Raw genomic sequence first — 20,591 nt, 5'->3', positions numbered from 1 at the left:
CAATTTTTGGGTATTTAAAAATAAAACCTTGCTCAGTTAGCTTAGTAGGCTTGATCGCTAAACTTTTAGTTAGAACCTGGGATCCTTCACCAAATATAAGCTTTAATTGCCACTCAAAAGTTGTTAAATAAAATGGACGTCTTAACGTTTTAGCAAAAGTTTTTCCAAATGTTTTTTGAGTAATTAAGTCTGGAGAGGTTAAATTATAAATTCCAGTTAAATCTTTATTAATTCCATAAGAAAATGCACGAACTAAATCCTTAATATAGATCCAAGGAAAGCATTGCTCTCCTGAACCAATAGGACCTCCAAGTCCTAACTTATACATAGGAAGCATTTCTTTTAATGCACCTGCTTTCTTACTCAGAACTACACCAAATCTAAAAATTAACGCATCATTTGAAATTTCTTTAGCAAGCTCTTCCCAGCGAATAGATAGCAAAGACAAGTAGTCTGAACCAGGCTCACTAAAACTTTCATCCAAGGCAGCATTGCAATAAGACTCAGGGTAGTAGCCCACTGCAGAAGCAAAAATTAGCTTGGGCTTGTTTTTTAATGTGGAGAAAATATCAACTAATTGCTGGTTGGTTTTAATACGGCTATCCCAAATTTCTTGTTTGTAACTTGCAGTCCATCTTTTAGCAACAGTTGCACCACTTAGTTGAATTAAAATATCTGACCATTCAATCTTTTCAGTTAAGAGTTTTGTGGAGGAGTATATATCTCTTCCAAAAGCTTGTACTTGATGATCATCTTGAAGAGTTTGATGAAGTGCCTGACCTACCAGACCAGTACCTCCTAAAATTAAGATATTCAATGCTTTAACCAGTCTTGGGTTTTGTCTTCAACAATACCATATAAACAATCAATATGGTCTTTTCGGTTATTCAATGCAGGAATATATTGATACTTTTCACCACCAGCCTCCATAAAATACTCCTTATTCTCTTCTTCAATTTCTTCAATAGTTTCAAGACAGTCGGCAGAAAACCCTGGGCAAATAACCTGAATATTCTTAACACCCTTGTCTGGCAATCCTTTAAGAGTCTCATCGGTGTAGTCTTTCATCCATTCTTCTCTACCAAAACGAGATTGAAATGTCATCTTATATGTATCTGGCTCCATCTCTAGTTTCTTGGCTAATAGATAAGTAGTTTGACAACAATGACAAGGATAGCTATCTCCGTTGTTAAAATACCTTCTTGGTATCCCATGATAAGACATTAGTAATAAATCCGGCTTTTCATTTTCCTTTTGAAAGTCTTTTACGCTATTTGCTAATGCGCTAATGTAACGTTCATCATTAAAATAATGATTAACAAATCGCATTTCAGGAACTCTTCTCCAGGTTTTGATTTCGTCGGCTACTGCATCAAAAGTAGACCCTGTAGTTGCTGAAGCATACTGAGGATATAAAGGTAGTACAATAATTTTATCGCACTCTGATTTTTCTAAAATTCTCAATGCGGATTTGACCGAAGGATTACCATAACGCATGCCTAGCTCTACTTGATACTTGCCCGGATGAATTTTATCAAATTGAATCTGGAGTGATTCTTTTTGCTGTTTTGAAATATCAAATAATGGGGATCCAGTGCCAAAGGTACCCCATACTGTCTCATACGCTTGGGCGGATTTTTTGGGTCTAAAGTTAAGGATAATGAAATTTAATATCATCTTCCAAATCCATCTAGCTGGAGGCGGCTCAACTACTCTTGTATCTGATAAGAATTCTTTTAAGTAAATTTTAAGCCCAGATTTAGTTGGGGCATCTGGTGTACCTAAATTAGTAACCAAAACTCCGATTTTGTCCTGTCCAATAGGCTCATAACGTGTCGTACATTTATACATAATTCTTCTAGTTAAATGTTGGCTCTAAGCGCCAATTCTTTAGGATAAGGGTTGAGATAATATTGAGTTGATAAATAATCATTTTTGTACCTTCTTTGAAATAGGTTTAAAAGCGCCATAGGAGTTGATAGTGGTACTTCATAATTTTTATAGGAATCAAAGACAGATAATAACTCTTGCTTTGAATCAGTGTCTAATTCATTTTTAAAATATCCCATTATATGTTGCATAGTATTAACATGCTTGTTTCTTGAAGCTTGAATCTTCATAATTTGCATAAACTCTTTGAAATACACATCTCGAATTTCTTCTATATTCTCATGGCGAGCACTAGCAGCGATTCTTCCTAGAATGGAGGGATATTGAGAGCCTCTTGCCATAATGGAGTATTTATAAGATGCATGAAAGTCTAGCAAATCACTAACGGTCTTTTTAGTCATGGAAAAACGATAGTGCGCATATACCCGCTCTAAAAAATTCTCCTTAATCTTACTATCATTCAATCTACCTTCATCTTCGATTGGGATATTCGGATTAACTTGTGTAAAAATTTGAGTGAATGAACCAATACCACTGTAATCTGGCATTTTATTTCCATCTTGATAGATTGGCACTCTTTCAATACCACAGCTAGGTGATTTACTTTTAAAGATAAAGCCATTCAACTGATTGGCTAATAGTAAAGATTCCTTTTGTGCAAATTCATGCATAGGCTCACTATAGTCAATAGTATGATCATCCCTATCTACTAAGAGAATCCCTTGATTAGAATTGTACAAATGTATTGGCGGTCTAGGTGTGCCCATTCCAGCACCTACTTCAGGGCAAACAGTAACAGGATTAAAATAATGACTAGCCACTTCATTAACAAATTTATTGTTTTTATGACTACCATCAAAACGGACCTTATGCCCCATTAAACAAGCACTAATTCCTATATCTGGCTTAGTTTTATTGTTGTCAAAATTTTCCATGATTTAAATTATATACAACAACCTTAACAAATACTTATACAAAAATAAATTTATTGTATAATTTAATTCATATATGCAAAATAATCAACTATTCCCAATTAGAGAATTGGACTCCATTACTGGAGTAAACGCATCAACATTAAGAGCCTGGGAGAGGCGCTATGGCTTATTAAAACCTGTAAGAACACCAAAAGGGCACCGGCTTTATTCCCAAGAGGATATTGATATTGTGGAGCGAGTCAAGCAGCTATTAAATGATGGGCATGGCTTTACTAGTATTAAAAAAATTATTCAATCTTCTTCAAATTCTAGATCATTAGAGGATATACAGGATATTTGGCAAAAGCCAATACATGATATTAAAACAGCGGTATCTGATTATAGTTATGCACGTGTTGATTCTGTATTTAATGAGATTAGCTCTTTGTATCCGATCGAAATGGTGTCTGAAAAATTTATAAGGCCATTACTTGAATACTATCGAAAAAATGATTTGTTAATCGCAGAGTCAGGATTTTTTAACAAATGGCTGCAAATCCGATTTTCGGATAGATTTCAGCATGATAATTGCCTTTCTCATAAGGCTAAAAAAATCATATTCTCTGGCCCTCCAGAGCATGAGGCAGAATTAATGTTAGTGAGTAATATGATTATCTCCCAAGGCTATCAAGCGATATCTTTTGGGAGTCTTCTGCCACTGCATAACATCGCCTCAGTAGTAGAAAAATCTGCTGCAAAGGCTTTATTTATTATGCCAAATCAGCATTTGATTGAACAATTAGATGACTTTAGTCATTTAATTAAAACTCTTAATATTCCAGTTTTCTTATTTGGTGAAACTATAGCCACTGTAGGGGCAGTTAATGATGGCAGTCAAAAAGCTCATTCTACTTTAGAGAATTTTACTGTTGTTGATCGAATAATTCGATCCACCTTAGAGCCTTTAGGGGTTAAATTTCTAGGTAATAATAGCGCGGTAGCTGTTAATATTTTTCGAAAACAAATGCGTCATCAATATCATGAATAATTTAATCTGGTTTAGAAATGATTTGCGTATTCAGAATAATCTCACTCTGAAAAAAGCCATTGATTGTTCATCTCACTTAGAGGCTGTTTATATTATTCCAAAAGATACTGATTGGTATATTGGAGAGGCTGCACAATGGTATCTTCATAAAAGCCTCATTTCTTTAGAAAAGGACTTGTTAGAAATTGGCATTACTTTAAACTTCTATCGAGAAGATGTGGCCGAATTTTTCAAGAAAAAAATTGACCATGATAAAATTGAACGTATATTTTGCACTGAGTCCAATAACCCTATTCAACTTAAGATTGATCTAGAGGTCAATGAACGATTACCAAAAAACTGCCAATTGAGTTATATTGGTAGAGATACAATTATAAGCCCAGAACAAATTAAGACCAATGATGGTGGGCACTATAAAGTTTATACCCCCTTCTGGAATAAGTTTGAGAAGTTTGTAAGTCAAGAGATACTAGAAAGTCAGCAATGCGATATCTCTGTAAAAAAATACTTTAATGCAGGTGAAAAAAATACTAATATATTAGATTTAAAATTACTACCTGAAAAGGATTGGTATAAGAAATTTGATAAATACTGGCAACCTGGTGAGCGCAACTCATTAGATAATGTGGATAAATTTATTCAAAGTAATCTCTTTAAATATAAAGACCATAGAGATTTTATGTCTGATGATGCAACAGCTAAAATCTCTGCAGCTATTAATTTTGGAGAAATTTCTACAGCTGCCTTGTATCAGAGGCTTACCCAAGAACTTTATAGTGCTCATGAGTCATGTGAATTAAGCATTCATACATTTATTAAACAGATGGCATGGAGGGAGTTTGCAAAATATACTTTATTTCATAATTCTGATACTTACTTTAAATCAGCCTATAGCTATTGTGACAGTGATGTTTTATGGAATGGTGATGATATATTGTTTGAACTCTGGAAGACTTCGAAAACTGGAATTCCAATCATTGATTCAGCAATGCAGCAACTTCGTGAAGAAGGCTGGATGCACAATAGATCAAGAATGATTGTCGCTTCATTTCTAACCAAAAACCTAGGTATACACTGGCTCAAAGGTGCTACATGGTTTTGGGATAGCTTAGTTGATGCTGACCTTGCTCTTAATTCTATGGGGTGGCAATGGGTAGCTGGAACAGCACCCTATTCGGCACAATTTAGCCGTATATTTAACCCGACAATACAAACGCAAAAATATGATAAAAAGGGCGCTTATATCAATAAATATTTGCCAAAACAAAACATACTAACCACGCCAATTGTTTCGATCTCAGACTCGGCTCATGCGGCTAAACAAAGATATAAGAAAATTAAATCAATAAAATGACACAGGAGAATTTACAATGAATGCATTATTATTAGCTGCACATGGAAGCAGAAAAGAATCATCAAATGAAGAAGTTAAAGAGTTGGCTTTTCAAATGCAACGACTTACTGATGGGAAGTTTGATTTGGTTAAGCATGGTTTTTTAGAATTAGCAGAGCCTTCTATACCTGGAGCAATTGATGATTGCGTGAAATGTGGCGCTACTCATATTACAGTAGTACCTTATTTTTTAGCAGCTGGAAGACATGTAACAGAAGACATCCCTGAAGAGATTGCAATCGGCCAAAAGAACAATCCTGATGTTGAAATTACAGTTTCGGGTTATCTTGGGGCTCGTAGTGAAATTGCTGAATTATTAGTTAAAGCAGCTGTTTATGCACAAGGAGGACGCCAATAATGTCCAAATCTTATAATTTACCAGATATAAAGGGTCACTTTGGTGACTATGGTGGAAATTTTTCAGCAGAAACGCTGTTTGAGCCACTGCAGTCTTTAGCGGATAATTATGCTGAAGCCCTTAAAGATTCAGAATTTCAAGCTGAATTTGATGATGATTTAAAGCACTATGTTGGTCGCTCTACTCCACTTTATCATGCTAAAAATTTAAGCAAAAAAGTTGGTGGTGCACAGATTTATCTTAAACGTGAAGATTTAAATCATACTGGCGCTCATAAAATAAATAATGCCATTGGACAAGCATTGCTCGCTAAGAGAATGGGTAAGACTCGTATTATTGCTGAAACCGGTGCAGGACAACATGGAGTTGCAACAGCTACTGTTGCAGCAAGACTAGGAATAGAATGTGTAGTTTATATGGGTGAAGTCGATGTTGCCCGTCAGGCGCTAAATGTTTTTCGTATGAAACTCTTGGGTGCAACTGTTATTCCTGTTACATCAGGTTCGAAAACACTTAAAGATGCTCTCAACGAAGCAATGCGTGATTGGGTAACTAATGTTGATGACACATTCTATATTATCGGCACTGTTGCTGGCCCTCACCCCTACCCAATGATGGTTAGAGACTTTCAATCTGTTATTGGAAAAGAGACCAAGGCACAGTTTAATGAGCAAGTGGGTGGCTTACCTGATGCCTTAGTGGCTTGTGTAGGTGGAGGATCAAATGCAATAGGGCTTTTCCATGAATTTATCGATGATACTTCGGTCGATATTTATGGCGTTGAAGCATCGGGCTTCGGATTAGATACTGATCAGCATTCAGCACCTTTAAACAAAGGAAGGCCTGGTGTTCTTCATGGAAATCGAACCTATATAGTTTGTGATGATAAAGGACAAATTGGATCCACACATTCAATTTCTGCTGGATTAGACTACCCAGGTGTTGGTCCAGAGCATGCTTATTTAAAAGATTCTGGTAGAGCTTCATATGCATCAATTACTGATGATGAGGCATTAGCTGCATTTCATACTTTAACGAAAGTAGAGGGAATCTTACCAGCATTAGAATCTTCTCATGCTATTGCTTATGCCATAAAACTTGCCAAAGAGCTAGGCCAAGATAAAAATATCATTGTCAATCTCTCGGGTAGAGGAGATAAAGATATTGACACTGTTAGATCAATAATGAATGGGTTTTAACTGATGATTAAAGTATTTTATGACGGCAAATGTGGCCTTTGCTCAAAAGAAATTAATCATTACAAAAGTATTGCCCCAAAGGATGTTTTTGAATGGGTAGATGTCACTGAATCAGGCCTTGATTTATCTAAAGAAAATTTTTCACTAGCAGAGGCATTAAAAGTATTACATGTTAAAAATTCTAAAAATGAACTATTTTTAGGCTTAGATGCATTCATTTTAATCTGGTCCAAATTACCTAAGTTTAGGATATTAGCAACTATAACTTCTCTTCCAGTAATCAGATCTATATTGCGATTTGCTTATAAAAAATTTGCGAACTGGCGATTTAAAAAAATTAAATACTGCAATATGAACTAACAAGATATGAAAAAACAGTTAATTAAAATATTATTAAGCATTAGTGGCGCTTTGCTAATTATATTTTTGTTATCAGGAGTGATTATGAGTGATGTAGAGCAGCCAAAATATGATGTTATCGTGAATAATTCACCTATCGAAATTAGGCAATATAGCGCATTAATTGTTTCTGAAGTGGTTGTTAAAAACACTAGAAAATTATCTATTAATGAAGGATTCAAATTAATTGCTGATTATATTTTTGGTAACAATCAGCAACAAACAAAAATCAACATGACTGCGCCAGTCACTCAGCAAAAATCAGAAAACGGGTGGATTGTTCGCTTTATAATGCCAGCTGAACATTCATTAGGCACTTTGCCAAAACCAGAAAATCCTGCAGTTAAAATTAAAAAAATTGATCAAAAGAAATTCGTTGTCATTAAATTTTCAGGCTTATCCTCAGAGGATAATATTAAGCAACATGAATTAAAATTAACGCAATACATATTAGATAACGGGCTACAAACTCAGAATAGCCCTATTTATGCGTTTTACAACCCACCATGGACATTGCCATTTTTACGTCGAAATGAAATACTAATCGAACTGAAATAATTAAACTTTACCTCTAATCAAATAAACAACAATCGCAATTATAAATCCAAGGATAAATAATTCAAACATCAGTTTAATCGTTAATTGAGTAACAAGCCACACCACCCTTTTCTGAGCCTGCTGCAAACATACAGCGAGTATTCGGGTTGTCAGCCGGGATCCACTCATAAACACGAATATTCCAGCCAGCAGTTTCGATCAAATACTCAGATGACGGCTTAATAGTTGTAGCGCCCATCGTTGTCATTTTTTCCCAAATTCCTGCTTGAGAAGATACAGAAGCTGCAAATGCAATTAAGAATGTGATTGGTTTAATTTTCATATTTTTTCCATTGTTTTTAACTAGATTAGTGCATACCACGTTGTTTTTTAATAAGTTCATAGGCACTAATAATGCCTTGTGTTTTTTCTTTGGCAATTTTCATCATCTCTTCTGGTAGTCCTTTAGCCACTAACTTGTCTGGATGATGTTGTGCTAACAATCGACGATAAACTCGTTTTAATTCTTTGTCAGTAAGATTCTTATCTGCACCAAGCACTACGTAAGCATCATCGACTGTTAGTTGGCTGGTATGGCCACTAGTGACATTAAATTGTTGAATTAGATTTTCTAACTCATGGAGGGGGAAGCGTAATTTTTGTGCGATATATCTAAGAGCCTCATACTCTTTATCATCCAAAATTCCATCAGCATAAGTAGCTTGAATTTGAATCTCTAAGAACATGCGAACTAGATGCGTACGCCTATGGCTTTCAACACGGAACTGCTCAAGAACCTCATCTAGATTAAAGTCTTTATGCTTGCCTTGATTAAACAATTCTTTTGCAACTTTTTGCATATCATCTGCTAATTGCATATGTTGCATTACCTGCTGAGCCAAGAGAATCTCTTCTTTTGATACTTTGCCATCCACTTTGGCAATATAGCCCATCACTGAAAATAGGCTGCTGAAAAATGCTGCCTGAACACGCTGCTGATCGCCCAAATGATGATCTTTATTGAATCCACCAAAACTAGATTTCCCTTTTGAGAAATTACCCGCAAATGCCGCGCCAAGCATCGCACCTAGAGGTCCACCAAGCATAAAGCCAAATGCACCACCTAAAACTGTTGTCCACCAACTCATCAATACACTCTACTTTGAGACTTTTCTCTTAGGCTTTGAATCCCAAAAGCTTTTCTTCTTATTGTCTTTTTTATCTTTAGAATTGCTATTTTTTCCATATCTCGGCTTGTTTCTGGCATTGTCTTTTTTAGGTTTTTTATTTTTAGGTGCTGGCTGATTTTTGAGTGATTCAGGTAAATTATGATCCGGTACAAAATCATCAATCATAATACGCTCTAGTTTCTTTTGCGTAAGGCGCTCAATATCAAATAATTGCTTAGCTTCGTCAGCACTCACAAGTGATATTGCCTCACCTTTTGAGCCAGCACGTCCTGTTCTACCAATACGATGTACATAGTCTTCAGGCACATGTGGTAAATCAAAATTAACCACATGTGGTAGTTCAACGATATCGATACCACGTGCCGCAATATCAGTTGCCACTAAAACATTTACCTTGCCAGCTTTAAAATCTGCTAATGCCCTGGTACGAGCTGCTTGAGACTTATTGCCATGAATAGCAGCCGCTGTAATACCTTTCTTTCCAAGCTGCGTCGCAATACGATTAGCGCCGTGCTTAGTTCGACTAAATACTAATACTTGGTACCAGCCATGATCTTTAATCAGTTGCGTTAGTAATTCTTGTTTTTTAGATTTATCAACAGGGTGAATCCATTGTTTTACAGATTTAACGGCTGAATTACGCGGTGTAACGGAGATTTCAACGGGATTGCTAACTAAAGATTTTGCCAGTTTTCTAATATCATCAGAGAACGTAGCTGAGAACATTAATGTCTGTCTTTTAGGTGGTAGAGTTTTTAAAATTCTCTTAATATCCGGCAAAAATCCCATGTCTAGCATTCTGTCAGCTTCGTCAAATATAATAATTTCAAGTTCATCAAACTTAACTGCATTTTGAGAATGAAGGTCCAATAATCTACCTGGTGTTGCAACCAAAATATCAACACCGCCACGTAGTTTTTGCATTTGTGGATTAATCTTAACACCACCAAAAACTACCGCTGATTTTAGTGGCAAATTTTTACCATAAGTTCTAACACTTTCTTGAACTTGGGCTGCAAGTTCACGAGTTGGTGTCAGTATTAGAGCGCGAACCTGATTTGACTTGGTGAGTTCACCTTTTGATAAAATCTGCAAAATTGGTAGCGTAAATCCGGCCGTTTTTCCTGTGCCTGTTTGCGCCGCTGCCATGACATCTTTACCTTCTAAAATCAGAGGAATAGATTTTTCTTGAATGGGAGATGGGGTATCGTAGCCTTGATTTTTAACTGCTTCTAAGATCGAGTCTGATAAGCCTAATTTTGTAAAACCCATAATAATTTAAAATAAGAATAAAGAAGCCTATTTTACATTTTCCTTGTAAGAGCAATCTATAATACTTCGTATGAATAATTACCAAGCTATTAAAAGCCCTTGTATTGGAATTTGCAAATACAACAAAGACAGATATTGTGTAGGCTGTAAGAGACATAGCGACGAAATAACAGGCTGGATTAACTATTCAAATGACTATAAAAAAGCCATCACTGAAGATCTAAAAGATCGAACTATAGATGATTGAGCTACAAGATCACTCGATTATGTGCCCTTATTGTGGCGAGTTTATCGATATAGAGGTCGATTGTTCTGAGCCTGATCAAAGTTATATTGAGGACTGTTCAGTTTGCTGTCGCCCGATTAACATTACAACAACAATTGACTTTGATGAAAATGTTTATATATCAGCGAAACATGAAGACGAATAGCTATTAACTCATTTCTTCAGGTGTTCTTGCTTTAATGGTTAATGCATGTAATTCACCAGAATCAATTTCTGGACGAACCGTTGCCAGCACCAATTTCTGACGAGCTAGCAACGACATACCCTCAAAAACATTTGACACTACAACTGTAGAACAATTACAACCGTCACCTTGCATGGTGACGGTTGAATCCTGAACGCCTGCTTCTAGTTTTGCTTGAATTTCATCTAATGTCATTTTTTTTAAGCTCCGAACATGCCCTTAAGCATAAAGAAAAATACGATTGACATCATTGCGCCAGCTGGCAATGTGATCAACCATGAAAGAAAAATTTTGTTTATCATACGCGTATCCAATGCTGCCAAACCTCTTGCCAGACCAACACCTAAAACTGCGCCCACTAACACTTGCGTGGTTGATACTGGAAGGCCAGTACCAGATGCAATTACAACAGTGGCAGCTGCCGCTAAAGTTGCAGCAAAACCTCTTGAAGGGGTTAACTGAGTAATACCAGTTCCCACTGTGGCGATAACTTTATGACCGTAAGTTACTAGACCAAACACGATACCACCACCACCAACTAACAATACCCAAATAGGCAAGGCACTTTTCGCACCAATGAGTCCGCCACTTTCAATAACACCATAAATCGCTGCTAATGGGCCAATAGCATTAGCAACATCATTTGATCCATGAGCAAACGCCATTGCCGCTGCAGTAATAATCATTAGTACGCTGAAAATTCTTTCCATAGAGGTAAAGTGAAAGTCATCATTTTCATTAGGATCAACATGAATACGCCTAATAATAAGCGTGCCGACCAACATAACCAACAGTCCAAAACCAAACGCCAACATGTAACTGGTCGATAAGTCATAAGTTAAGCCAACATGCTTCAAGCCTTTGAAAATAGTAACAAGGGAAATAACAAAGCCCACTAAAAACATATAAAACGGCACATATTTTTTAGCATTATCAAACGGATGTTTAGTGTCGATGATTAAATTTTGTAAGCTTCTGAACAGCATAAAGGCAATGACGCCTGCCAAAATTGGAGATACAATCCAACTCATGGCAATATTACCAACTTTACTCCAAGCAACCGCATCAACACCAACACCAACAGCGCCAAATCCTACAATAGCGCCTACAATTGAGTGCGTAGTAGACACTGGCCAACCAAGATTGGAAGCGATCATCAGCCACGTTCCTGCTGCTAGCAATGAAGCGAGCATGCCGTAGACTAAAAGATGAGGGCTATCAGTAAAGATTGAAGCGTCCAAAATTCCTTTACGAATTGTGGCTGTTACTTCGCCGCCCGCTAAAATAGCACCAGCAAATTCAAAAATAACTGCAATAATAATAGCCTGTTTAATAGTAATCGCACCTGAACCTACCGAAGTACCCATAGCGTTAGCAACATCGTTTGCACCGACACCCCAAGCCATAAACAAACCAAATACAATAGCTAAAATTAATAAAATATCGCCGTAATTTGAAATAATTTCCATAATATATTCCTATTAATTAATTATTTAGCGAGAAGCACTTCTAGTCGAGACCCGACTTTTTGCGCAGAATCTGCTAACTCACCTAACCACTCAACAGCGCGATAATAAAATATCACATCAACTGGAGGTAGGCCAGCTTCTAACGGGAATAATTTAGTTCGAATGACATGTTGTATTTTGTCAGATTCACTTTCTAATTCATTAATATCACTAATAATTGAACCAACAACTTTACGTTCACGCTTACCAAAGGCTGTCTCTAATAACTCGTCCAATTCATTGACGGCTTTTAAAGCGGCTGCTGAAGTCTTAATACAAACATTGGTTAATTCGATAATATCTTCAAAGATTTCACTAGGCAGGGTCATTTTTCGATTAATCATTAGGCCAGATACATCTTTGGTTCGATTGGCAATCGAGTCTTGAATAAGAAGCAAATCAAGCAAATCTCTACGAGAGAAAGGCATCATAAAAGTAGATGGTAGACTTAAGCGAAGCTTTTTCTTCAAAATATCAGCTTCGCCTTCTTTGTCTCCAATTTTTGATTGAATTTTTACAGCTTCATCCCAATCTTGAGCATGAATGGCAATCATAAATCCTTTTAATTCAGTAATACATAAATGCACGCTGGTCATATGTTGCTGAAGTGGGCTGATTGGAGATTTTCCAAATAAACCATCAATAATACTTTTAGCCATAATTGCTACCTATTTTTTTTATTGTTTGTTAAATGCGAATTTTCTATGAAAATACATATGTGTCAACCCCTTATTTGGTATTTTTTTTTGACGGCGATTTCTCTTGGTCTTCATCAAACAAAATACGCTGACCTTCCCCCTCAAGGTCCTCAAACTGCCCACTCTTAACCCCTATCATTAAAAGGATCACAAGCACAACGCCGACAAAAATCATACTCGGTATTAACCAATAAATTACATCCATTTATTCCACTCTTTCTTGTTAAAAATTACATTGATTGTATTTATATTTGATTTCATAAATGGTTTTTTAAAGATTTAGCCATCATTTTTCTAAAATACGATCAATTATTGACTATTTTTGTCATCAAAAAATGTACAAATAACAGCACTATTATTTGATCAACAACTCTATCAAAAGTTTATTTCTCATGTTTTGTCGTTAAAAAGTTAAATTCAATATTGTTTAAGATCATTAAAGCAACAATGGTCATCATCGCACCCAAAATAGTTGTCCACTGTAGTGTTTCGCTTAAAAATATCACACTCAAGCCAATGGCAATAAAAGGCACTAAAAAAGTAAACACACTGGCTTGTTTGGAACCTAGTCTCTGAATACCTATAAAGTAAACTGTGGTTGCAAAGGTTGTAGAGCCGATAGTCACAATCAAAATACTAACCCAAAACACATAATCCATAGCCAAAATCGATCCATGTGTTGGCTCGAAGAAGAAGGTTAAATCGAGCAATGCGGTCATTAAATAAATGTAGAAGCTTAACGTGGCAGGTGCAACTGTCTTAGCAAAGGTGGTTACTATTGACATTAACGCCCAGCAAGTTGCAGCAGCCAACAAATACACGCTGGATCCAGTCAAAATTTCACTTAATTGAAATTGCCAGATATTCATGGTTACCAAGACCCCTAGAACACCTAACAATAAAGCCAGCCAATCTTTACCTTGGGTTTTGTTTTGCTTACTAAACATCATCAGTAAATACACTAACACCGGCATAAGGGTTGTGACTACTGCACCAGCCAACCCTGGGGCACCATGTTTTGTACTTAAAAAATAATACTTAGAATAATATATTAATAGTATCGCTGCTAAGCTTGCAATCAGAAAGTGCTTTAAGCTAATCTTAAAGCTTAGTTTCATCCACCAAAGCACCGGCGCCATAGACAAAGTAGTTATGATGTAGCGATAGCTAATAAACTCATGCACATTAATATAGCCTGACAATACATTGGCGATTGGCCAAGAGGCGCCCCAAAAAAACATAGCTAAAACGATCCATAAGGCTAATTTTCGATCTGCTGTCATGATAGTCCCAATAAAACACCAACAGACATCATGATAACGCCGCTGATTTTATTAATACGCTCATCCATGCCTGGCGTTGAGAACATAGCTTTAATCTGCCCAATCGCAACAATAATCATATTAATACCTGCTATTAGTCCCATACCAACCGTTAGTAAAATCTCTAATGCATAAAATAAATCAACTTGAGATAAGTCAATGAAAGCAGGAAGTATGGCAATATAAAAGATCATTACTTTAGGATTGGTTAAGCTAATTATTAACCCCGTTAAAAATTCCTTAGCATTAGTCTTGTGCTTAGCTTTTGAACTTAGCTGCACTTTATGAGCATTCCATACACTATACCCCAAATAAACTAAATATAGCCCGCCTAAGATTCTGACATAGCCCATCAATGGCATAATTGTTTCAGCGAATAAGTCAAGCGAAAAAAGTACTGCAGCCAGATACACTAAATCTCCCAGAACCATTCCTAATGACAAATAAAACGCTGGCATAAAACCTTGAGACATACTCTTTGCAAATACCGCTAATGTGCCTGGCCCAGGTGTGATTACAAATACAAAGGCAATTAAAAATAATGAGGCGAAATCAAGTAAGGTCATGGCTTTTAATATAATGCCACAAAAACACCGACTAACATCATTGTAACGCCTGTTATTTTATTAACTTTTTGAACTACGCCAGGATCTTCAATAGATTTTCTTAACTTTAGCCCGAGAATATTTGCCACACTAAGTGCGAGCAAAACCGTTAGCCCAACGATTACTATGACTTGCACTTCAGTCATGAGCGTAAGATTATTTAGGTCAATAAAAATTGGCAAAAAAGACAAATAATAAACAATGGTCTTTGGGTTGGTTCCGCCTACTAAAAATCCAGAAAAAAGCAAATGAATCACTGATTTTTTAGCGCTATCATCTTTAAAACTAACTCCCATTGATTGGTATTGCTTAAAACCAATATAAAGTAAATATGCTGCACCAAAAATTTTGACATAAGCCATGCTTTGTTCAATCGTTTGAGCCAATATTGTCAGTGCAAACATAGCAATCGAAACATACAAAATGTCGCCAATAACATGACCTATTGAAAGCCATAATGCGGCAATAGGTCCATACCGTGTTGATGTTGCCAAGACTGCAAATATCCCTGGCCCTGGGGAGATGGCATAAACAAACGTAGCGACAGTTAAAGATAGTAGTGTTAATAGTTCCATCTGCTATAATTCTTTCATTATTTAAATATTTATTTTAACGCCTTATGAATTTAGATTATCTTGATTTTGAACAGCCGATTGCTGAATTGGAAGACAAAATAGAAGCGCTTTGTAACATTAAAAATAAAGCTGATATTGCACAAGAAACTGACGCTTTAAAATCCAAAAGCACGTCACTAACTAAAAAGATATTTTCTTCTTTGTCAGATTGGCAGATCTCGCAACTCGCTCGCCATCCAAAACGCTTGTTTACGCTAGATTATGTTAATACAGTGTTTGATGAGTTTACTGAGCTGCATGGTGATCGCTCTTATGGCGACGACCATGCAATTGTGGGTGGTATTGCCAAATTAGATGGCCAACCTGTTATGTTTATTGGCCAACAAAAAGGTCGAACAACTCAAGAAAAATTAAAATACAATTTTGGGATGCCACGTCCTGAAGGCTACCGCAAGGCACTGCGCCTAATGAAAATGGCTGAGAAGTTCAACATGCCTGTCATTACTTTTATTGATACGCCCGGCGCCTATCCAGGTATTGGTGCAGAAGAGCGTGGGCAAAGTGAAGCGATTGCTAGAAATTTATTTGAAATGTCAACCTTAGCAACTCCTATTATTTCCGTAGTCATTGGTGAAGGCGGATCTGGTGGTGCTTTAGCGATTGGTGTAGCAGATACAATGATGATGTTTCAATATTCAATCTATTCCGTTATCTCACCAGAAGGTTGTGCATCTATTTTGTATAAAGATGTTAGTAAGTCCAACATTGCTGCTGAATCTTTAAAGCTTACTTCAACGCATCTTAAAGAAGCCGGCTTGATTGATATTATTATTGATGAGCCTCTAGGTGGCATTCATCGTGATCCATCTAAAGCTCAATCTTTCTTAAAGGCTGCATTAATCAAAGAACTTAACACCATCAAAAAAATCTCAACACAAGATTTATTATCTGCAAGACAAGAAAAACTCCTTGGGTTTGGACAATTTAAAGACTAAAGATACTTTTCTCGAGGGCAAAGAAATTGTCCTAGGCTTAAGTGGCGGCATGGACTCGATCGTCTTGCTGCATTATTTACATACTCACTTTCCCAATCATTTAAGAGTTGTTCACTGCAATCATCATCTATCCAAGCATTGTGATAATTGGAATGTTTTTTGCCAAAAACTATGCAAAAGCCTAAATATACCTTATAAAAATATTGATCTACATCTAGAAAAATCGTCTAATATTGAAGAAAATGCACGTAAAAAACGCTATTTTTCATTATCTTGTGATTTAAATGCTAATGAAGTATTGTGCACTGCACACCATCAAAATGATCAGGCTGAAACCTTGCTCTTGCAATTGTTTCGAGGTTCTGGCGTTGCAGGTTTAGCTTCAATGCCGCAACAAAAATCACTAGGATCAGGTATCCACTATCGCCCCATGCTGAGGATTGAAAAACAACAGATTGTCGACTATGCTACCGATCACAAACTTAACTGGATTGAAGACGATAGCAACAAAGATACTAATTTTAGACGCAATTTACTGCGAATAGACTTCATTCCCGCATTATCAAAAATTTACCAAAATCTGGTTAAATCAATTGCTCGTAGTGCCAGCCATCAATCAGAAGCACTAAAACTGACGCGCGAATTAGCACAGTTAGACATTCAGGCTAATAATCTTATAACTGATAATAACCTTATGCAAATTGAGGCGCTGATGACGCTTGAAATTCATCGAATTAAAAATGTTCTGCGCTATCATTTAAATCAAATGCAATTTCTAGCGCCTAGTGACAAAATTATGAGTCAGATTATTGAGCTATTGTCCGCCAAAGTTGACGCAACGCCGTTAGTTAGATGGGATGAGTTTGAAGTAAGGCGTTATCAGCAATCCTTGTACTTTATTAATAATTCGAACGATAAAACATTAGAAAAATGCCCAATTCATGAAGAATTGCAAAATTTGCCAAATTTTTCAATTCGCTATCGAGTAGAGGGCCAACGTATTAAATTAGCAGGTAAAAAGCACTCACAATCACTTAAAAAGGTCTTACAAGAGGCGGGAATACCGCCCTGGGAGCGAAATTCACTAAAAATGTATTATATTAACGATGAATTACGAGCGATGGAACGCCTTGGACGTATGCAAAATGCTGAATAATCATTATTTGTCAAATTTTTGAAAAACGATTATTTATAATTAATATTAGTATTACTTTTAACTGCCGGTTTAGCAATAGCAGTGGCAATTTCTTGTAAATGAATGCTACCAATAATTTCGTTATTATCATCAACAACATTCGCTGCATGGTTTTCACTATCGACAACGCCAGACAGTACATTTTCTAATACGCTACTCTGATGAAAGCTTGGACCATCTACTGTTTTGCCTTTGTTCATTATTGACTTAATGTTAATAACGCGACCACGATTAATTTCTTGAATAAAATCAACAATATAATCATCGTCTGGCTTAAGAATAATATCTTGAGGGTTTCCTTGTTGAATCACCTCACCATCACGCAAAATAGCAATAGAGTCTCCAATGCGAAGCGCCTCGTCCAAGTCATGGGTAATAAAGACAATAGTCTTATGAAGATCTTGCTGAAGGTCAAGCAAGATATCTTGCATGTCTGATCTGATTAACGGATCAAGCGCTGAGAAAGCCTCATCCATCAATAAAATATCTGCGTCAGTCGCTAGTGCTCGAGCTAAGCCGACACGTTGTTGCATGCCACCCGAAAGCTGAGCTGGATAATAGTCTTCAAATCCATCCAGTCCAACACGCTCTAACCATTTGTGCGAATCTTTTTTAGCTTGATCCAAAGAAATTCCCTGAATAACTAATCCGTAGGCTACATTTTCAGCAACTGTTTTGTGCACATGAAGGCCAAACTTTTGAAAGACCATGGAAGTTTGATGGCGCCTATACTCACGTAGTGCAATTTTAGACATGGATAAAACATCTTCACCATAAACATCTATACTGCCGTTTGTTGGCTCGATCAAACGATTAATATGGCGAATTAAAGTTGACTTTCCAGAGCCTGATAAGCCCATAATCACCGATATTTTATGGGCAGGAATATCAATGTTAATATCTTTTAATCCTAAAACATGGTTATGCTTGTCTAGTAAGTCAGCTTTTGACATACCGCCTTTTACATACTCCACCATCTTCTTTGGTCGCTTACCAAATATTTTATATAAGCCCTTAATACTAATAGCAATATCACTCATGAATGATCTCCATGACGGTGCTTTTGCAATCGTTTTCCATATTCTTGGGTGACTCTGTCAAAAATAATAGCAAGTGCCACAATAGCCAAACCATTTAACAACCCTAGTGCTAAATACTGGTTTGAGATAGAGCGTAAGACTGGCACACCTAATCCTGCAACACCAATCATTGAAGCGATAACCACCATTGATAATGCCATCATAATCGTTTGATTAATACCTGCAAAAATATTTGGTAAAGCCAAAGGTATTTGCACGCCGAATAATCGCTGACTATAGCTAGCACCAAATGCATCTGCAGCTTCTAACGCCTCTTTACTTACCAGGCGAATGCCTAAGTTAGTCAAACGAACAACTGGTGGTAGTGCATAAATACATACAGCAATTAAACCTGGCACTTTACCAATACCTAACAACATGACGACCGGAATTAGATAGACAAAAGCAGGAATGGTTTGCATGATATCAAGCAATGGTGTTACTAGTGTTTGCGCATACTTTGATCTGGCCATCAAAATTCCCATCGGAATTCCGATAACGATACAAATCAAAGTGGCAACTGAAACAATAGCCAACGTCGACATAGTATCTTCCCACATGCCAAAATAACCAATGGCGATGAATGCTAATATCGCCCCTGATGCAATTTTAATACTGCGACTTCCGGCCCAAGCAAGTGAACCAACAATAATTAGAATGATTGGCCATGGTGTGGCTAATAATAATTTTTCAAACCAAACTAAAAACCATAAAAGCGGATCAAAGAAGCTCTCTATCGCCTCTCCATACTCGCCTGTAAATTCTGAAAAACTACCATCTATACTTTTTTTAAACTCTCGAAGTTCCCCAATTTTCATTGCTGGAAACTCACTCAAAATATCAATCATAAATCCTATATTATTGTTAAAAAAAATGCCTGAAAAATCAGGCATTTATTATTTTTGAAATAGACGTACTATTTAATCGCTGCTTTAATTTTATCTGCAGTCGCTGCATCTACCCATGACTTCCATTCTTCTGGCTTGGTCGATAGGAACTCAATTGCTGCATCTGCACCACTGGCTTGATTGTCACCCATGTAGACCAACATTTCATTCATTACAGCGCCTGAATAAGTACGGTTTTTAAAGTAATTAGATACTTCAACACCACCATTCTTTTTTAGATTATCAGTCACTACTGTATGAACTTCTGACTTAGCCCAAGTTGTTTTCTTTGGATTATCACATTCTTCTTTTGCTATACAAGAGGTCCAGTGCTCAGTACCTGCAAATGGCGCACCAAAATCAAGCTTAACCATGTTGTATTTACCAATAAGCGCTGTTGGTGACCAGTAGTAACCAAACCAGTTTTGCTCACGATCATTTGCTTTTGACATTGAGCCGTCTAAACCTGCAGCAGAACCCGGATTAACAATTTTCCAACCTTTAGCTTCCATATCAAACGCTTTGAATAAATTAGCATTAGCTAATTGACAACCCCAACCAGCAGGACATGTTACAAATGCGCCTTTTGAAGGGTCTTCTTTGTCTGGGAATAAATCTGGGCGCTTAATAACGTCAAGCACTGTTTTAAATTCAGGATGTGCTTTAGCAGTATATGGTGGAATCCACCAGCCCTCGCCTAAGTCTGTAATTGGATTGCTGTTTTCTGAATGAAGCGTACCTTCTTTCATTGCTTTATAAAGTGGCTCGCGAACTGAGTTAATCCATAATTCAGGTGCAGCATCTGGCTGACCTTTAGAATTCATTGATGCAAACGTTGTTTCTGTTGCACCTGGCACTAATTCAACTTTCAAACCGTAGCCCTCTTCAAGAATGATCTTATCAACATTTGCCATTAACTCGGCTGATGCCCAGTCCATTTCGGCGATTTGGATAACGACTGCTTCATCTTTCTCAGAGGTAGTGTAATAAACCAATGACGCAATAATTACAACAGCAAGGACTGCTTGTTTGATAAATTTACTATTCACGATATAAC

The 20,591-nt window shown here is 36.7% G+C and carries 26 protein-coding genes; 10 read left to right on the top strand and 16 right to left on the bottom strand.

Annotation, left to right across the window (positions count from 1 at the left end; all coding sequences use genetic code 11):
- The 3 genes from N9Y32_03650 to N9Y32_03640 all read right to left on the bottom strand — a co-directional run.
- Window positions 1–817, bottom strand: an 817-nt coding sequence (locus N9Y32_03650) for a TIGR01777 family oxidoreductase (GenBank protein MDB2590107.1), incomplete at its 3' end; no start/stop codon positions are given.
- Window positions 814–1,851 (bottom strand): ferrochelatase, encoded by a 1,038-nt coding sequence (gene hemH, locus N9Y32_03645; GenBank protein MDB2590106.1) that lies wholly within the window; start codon window positions 1,849–1,851, stop codon window positions 814–816. The genes N9Y32_03650 and hemH, both read right to left, overlap by 4 nt.
- An 11-nt stretch (window positions 1,852–1,862) precedes the next feature.
- A complete protein-coding gene (locus N9Y32_03640; GenBank protein ID MDB2590105.1) occupies window positions 1,863–2,825 on the bottom strand; it encodes a DUF523 and DUF1722 domain-containing protein in 963 nt (320 codons plus the stop codon).
- A 73-nt stretch (window positions 2,826–2,898) separates the two neighbouring features.
- Here N9Y32_03640 and N9Y32_03635 point away from each other — a divergent pair, with 73 nt between their 5' ends.
- Genes N9Y32_03635 through N9Y32_03610 form a run of 6 tightly spaced genes read left to right on the top strand, consistent with a single transcriptional unit; the run spans window position 2,899 to window position 7,759 of the window.
- Window positions 2,899–3,852, top strand: coding sequence for a MerR family transcriptional regulator (locus N9Y32_03635; GenBank protein ID MDB2590104.1), 954 nt, complete (start codon window positions 2,899–2,901; stop codon window positions 3,850–3,852).
- Window positions 3,845–5,206 (top strand): DNA photolyase family protein, encoded by a 1,362-nt coding sequence (locus N9Y32_03630; GenBank protein ID MDB2590103.1) that lies wholly within the window; start codon window positions 3,845–3,847, stop codon window positions 5,204–5,206. The genes N9Y32_03635 and N9Y32_03630 overlap by 8 nt, the downstream gene beginning before the upstream one ends.
- A gap of 16 nt (window positions 5,207–5,222) precedes the next feature.
- Entirely contained in the window at window positions 5,223–5,603 is a 381-nt protein-coding gene (locus N9Y32_03625; protein MDB2590102.1) for a CbiX/SirB N-terminal domain-containing protein, read from the top strand.
- Entirely contained in the window at window positions 5,603–6,802 is a 1,200-nt protein-coding gene (trpB, locus tag N9Y32_03620) for a tryptophan synthase subunit beta (GenBank protein ID MDB2590101.1), read from the top strand. Before N9Y32_03625 ends, trpB begins: the two co-directional genes overlap by 1 nt.
- Before the next feature lie 3 nt (window positions 6,803–6,805).
- On the top strand, window positions 6,806–7,162 hold the full coding sequence (locus N9Y32_03615) for a DUF393 domain-containing protein (protein MDB2590100.1): 357 nt from the start codon (window positions 6,806–6,808) through the stop codon (window positions 7,160–7,162).
- Window positions 7,163–7,168: 6 nt separating this feature from the next.
- Window positions 7,169–7,759, top strand: a complete 591-nt coding sequence (locus N9Y32_03610) for a heme-binding protein (protein MDB2590099.1) — start codon at window positions 7,169–7,171, stop codon at window positions 7,757–7,759.
- Between the two features lie 73 nt (window positions 7,760–7,832).
- Here the strand turns inward: N9Y32_03610 and N9Y32_03605 are convergent, their stop codons facing one another.
- The 3 genes from N9Y32_03605 to N9Y32_03595 are packed head-to-tail and all read right to left on the bottom strand — an operon-like array spanning window position 7,833 to window position 10,200.
- Entirely contained in the window at window positions 7,833–8,081 is a 249-nt protein-coding gene (locus N9Y32_03605; GenBank protein ID MDB2590098.1) for a hypothetical protein, read from the bottom strand.
- A gap of 25 nt (window positions 8,082–8,106) precedes the next feature.
- On the bottom strand, window positions 8,107–8,886 hold the full coding sequence (djlA, locus tag N9Y32_03600) for a co-chaperone DjlA (protein ID MDB2590097.1): 780 nt from the start codon (window positions 8,884–8,886) through the stop codon (window positions 8,107–8,109).
- Between the two features lie 9 nt (window positions 8,887–8,895).
- Window positions 8,896–10,200, bottom strand: a complete 1,305-nt coding sequence (locus N9Y32_03595; protein MDB2590096.1) for a DEAD/DEAH box helicase — start codon at window positions 10,198–10,200, stop codon at window positions 8,896–8,898.
- A gap of 70 nt (window positions 10,201–10,270) precedes the next feature.
- Between N9Y32_03595 and N9Y32_03590 the strand changes: the two genes are divergently transcribed.
- Both N9Y32_03590 and N9Y32_03585 read left to right on the top strand, forming a co-directional pair.
- Window positions 10,271–10,447, top strand: a complete 177-nt coding sequence (locus N9Y32_03590; GenBank protein ID MDB2590095.1) for a DUF1289 domain-containing protein — start codon at window positions 10,271–10,273, stop codon at window positions 10,445–10,447.
- Entirely contained in the window at window positions 10,440–10,631 is a 192-nt protein-coding gene (locus N9Y32_03585; protein MDB2590094.1) for a CPXCG motif-containing cysteine-rich protein, read from the top strand. Before N9Y32_03590 ends, N9Y32_03585 begins: the two co-directional genes overlap by 8 nt.
- A 3-nt stretch (window positions 10,632–10,634) precedes the next feature.
- Here the strand turns inward: N9Y32_03585 and N9Y32_03580 are convergent, their stop codons facing one another.
- The 7 genes from N9Y32_03580 to N9Y32_03550 form a co-directional block, all read right to left on the bottom strand.
- Window positions 10,635–10,865 carry a BolA/IbaG family iron-sulfur metabolism protein gene (locus N9Y32_03580; GenBank protein MDB2590093.1) on the bottom strand — a complete coding sequence of 77 codons (231 nt, stop codon included), beginning with the start codon at window positions 10,863–10,865 and terminating at the stop codon, window positions 10,635–10,637.
- A gap of 5 nt (window positions 10,866–10,870) precedes the next feature.
- A complete protein-coding gene (locus N9Y32_03575; protein ID MDB2590092.1) occupies window positions 10,871–12,139 on the bottom strand; it encodes an inorganic phosphate transporter in 1,269 nt (422 codons plus the stop codon).
- 20 nt (window positions 12,140–12,159) lie between these two features.
- Window positions 12,160–12,837, bottom strand: coding sequence for a TIGR00153 family protein (locus N9Y32_03570; protein ID MDB2590091.1), 678 nt, complete (start codon window positions 12,835–12,837; stop codon window positions 12,160–12,162).
- A 70-nt stretch (window positions 12,838–12,907) separates the two neighbouring features.
- Window positions 12,908–13,081, bottom strand: coding sequence for a cbb3-type cytochrome oxidase assembly protein CcoS (gene ccoS, locus N9Y32_03565; protein ID MDB2590090.1), 174 nt, complete (start codon window positions 13,079–13,081; stop codon window positions 12,908–12,910).
- A 178-nt stretch (window positions 13,082–13,259) separates the two neighbouring features.
- On the bottom strand, window positions 13,260–14,159 hold the full coding sequence (locus N9Y32_03560; GenBank protein ID MDB2590089.1) for a DMT family transporter: 900 nt from the start codon (window positions 14,157–14,159) through the stop codon (window positions 13,260–13,262).
- Window positions 14,156–14,764: a LysE family translocator gene (locus tag N9Y32_03555; protein ID MDB2590088.1), complete on the bottom strand. Its 609-nt coding sequence runs from the start codon at window positions 14,762–14,764 to the stop codon at window positions 14,156–14,158. Before N9Y32_03555 ends, N9Y32_03560 begins: the two co-directional genes overlap by 4 nt.
- Before the next feature lie 5 nt (window positions 14,765–14,769).
- Window positions 14,770–15,378 (bottom strand): LysE family translocator, encoded by a 609-nt coding sequence (locus tag N9Y32_03550; protein MDB2590087.1) that lies wholly within the window; start codon window positions 15,376–15,378, stop codon window positions 14,770–14,772.
- Between the two features lie 44 nt (window positions 15,379–15,422).
- On the opposite strand from N9Y32_03550, the gene N9Y32_03545 reads away from it, so the two are divergent.
- Both N9Y32_03545 and tilS read left to right on the top strand, forming a co-directional pair.
- Window positions 15,423–16,373 (top strand): acetyl-CoA carboxylase carboxyltransferase subunit alpha, encoded by a 951-nt coding sequence (locus N9Y32_03545; protein ID MDB2590086.1) that lies wholly within the window; start codon window positions 15,423–15,425, stop codon window positions 16,371–16,373.
- Window positions 16,354–17,529 carry a tRNA lysidine(34) synthetase TilS gene (gene tilS / locus N9Y32_03540; GenBank protein ID MDB2590085.1) on the top strand — a complete coding sequence of 392 codons (1,176 nt, stop codon included), beginning with the start codon at window positions 16,354–16,356 and terminating at the stop codon, window positions 17,527–17,529. The genes N9Y32_03545 and tilS overlap by 20 nt, the downstream gene beginning before the upstream one ends.
- Before the next feature lie 29 nt (window positions 17,530–17,558).
- On the opposite strand, the gene N9Y32_03535 is transcribed toward tilS, so the two are convergent.
- From N9Y32_03535 to N9Y32_03525, 3 genes are all read right to left on the bottom strand, one after another.
- Window positions 17,559–18,608: a glycine betaine/L-proline ABC transporter ATP-binding protein gene (locus tag N9Y32_03535; protein MDB2590084.1), complete on the bottom strand. Its 1,050-nt coding sequence runs from the start codon at window positions 18,606–18,608 to the stop codon at window positions 17,559–17,561.
- Window positions 18,605–19,495, bottom strand: coding sequence for a proline/glycine betaine ABC transporter permease (locus tag N9Y32_03530; protein ID MDB2590083.1), 891 nt, complete (start codon window positions 19,493–19,495; stop codon window positions 18,605–18,607). Before N9Y32_03530 ends, N9Y32_03535 begins: the two co-directional genes overlap by 4 nt.
- A gap of 68 nt (window positions 19,496–19,563) precedes the next feature.
- Window positions 19,564–20,586: an ABC transporter substrate-binding protein gene (locus N9Y32_03525; protein MDB2590082.1), complete on the bottom strand. Its 1,023-nt coding sequence runs from the start codon at window positions 20,584–20,586 to the stop codon at window positions 19,564–19,566.
- Window positions 20,587–20,591: the final 5 nt, after the last annotated feature.

Source organism: Candidatus Thioglobus sp. (genome assembly GCA_028228555.1).
In the GTDB taxonomy this organism is placed as follows: Bacteria; Pseudomonadota; Gammaproteobacteria; order PS1; family Pseudothioglobaceae; genus Thioglobus_A.
Note: the sequence above shows the minus strand (reverse complement) of the source record. Positions and strands in the feature narration are given on the sequence as shown.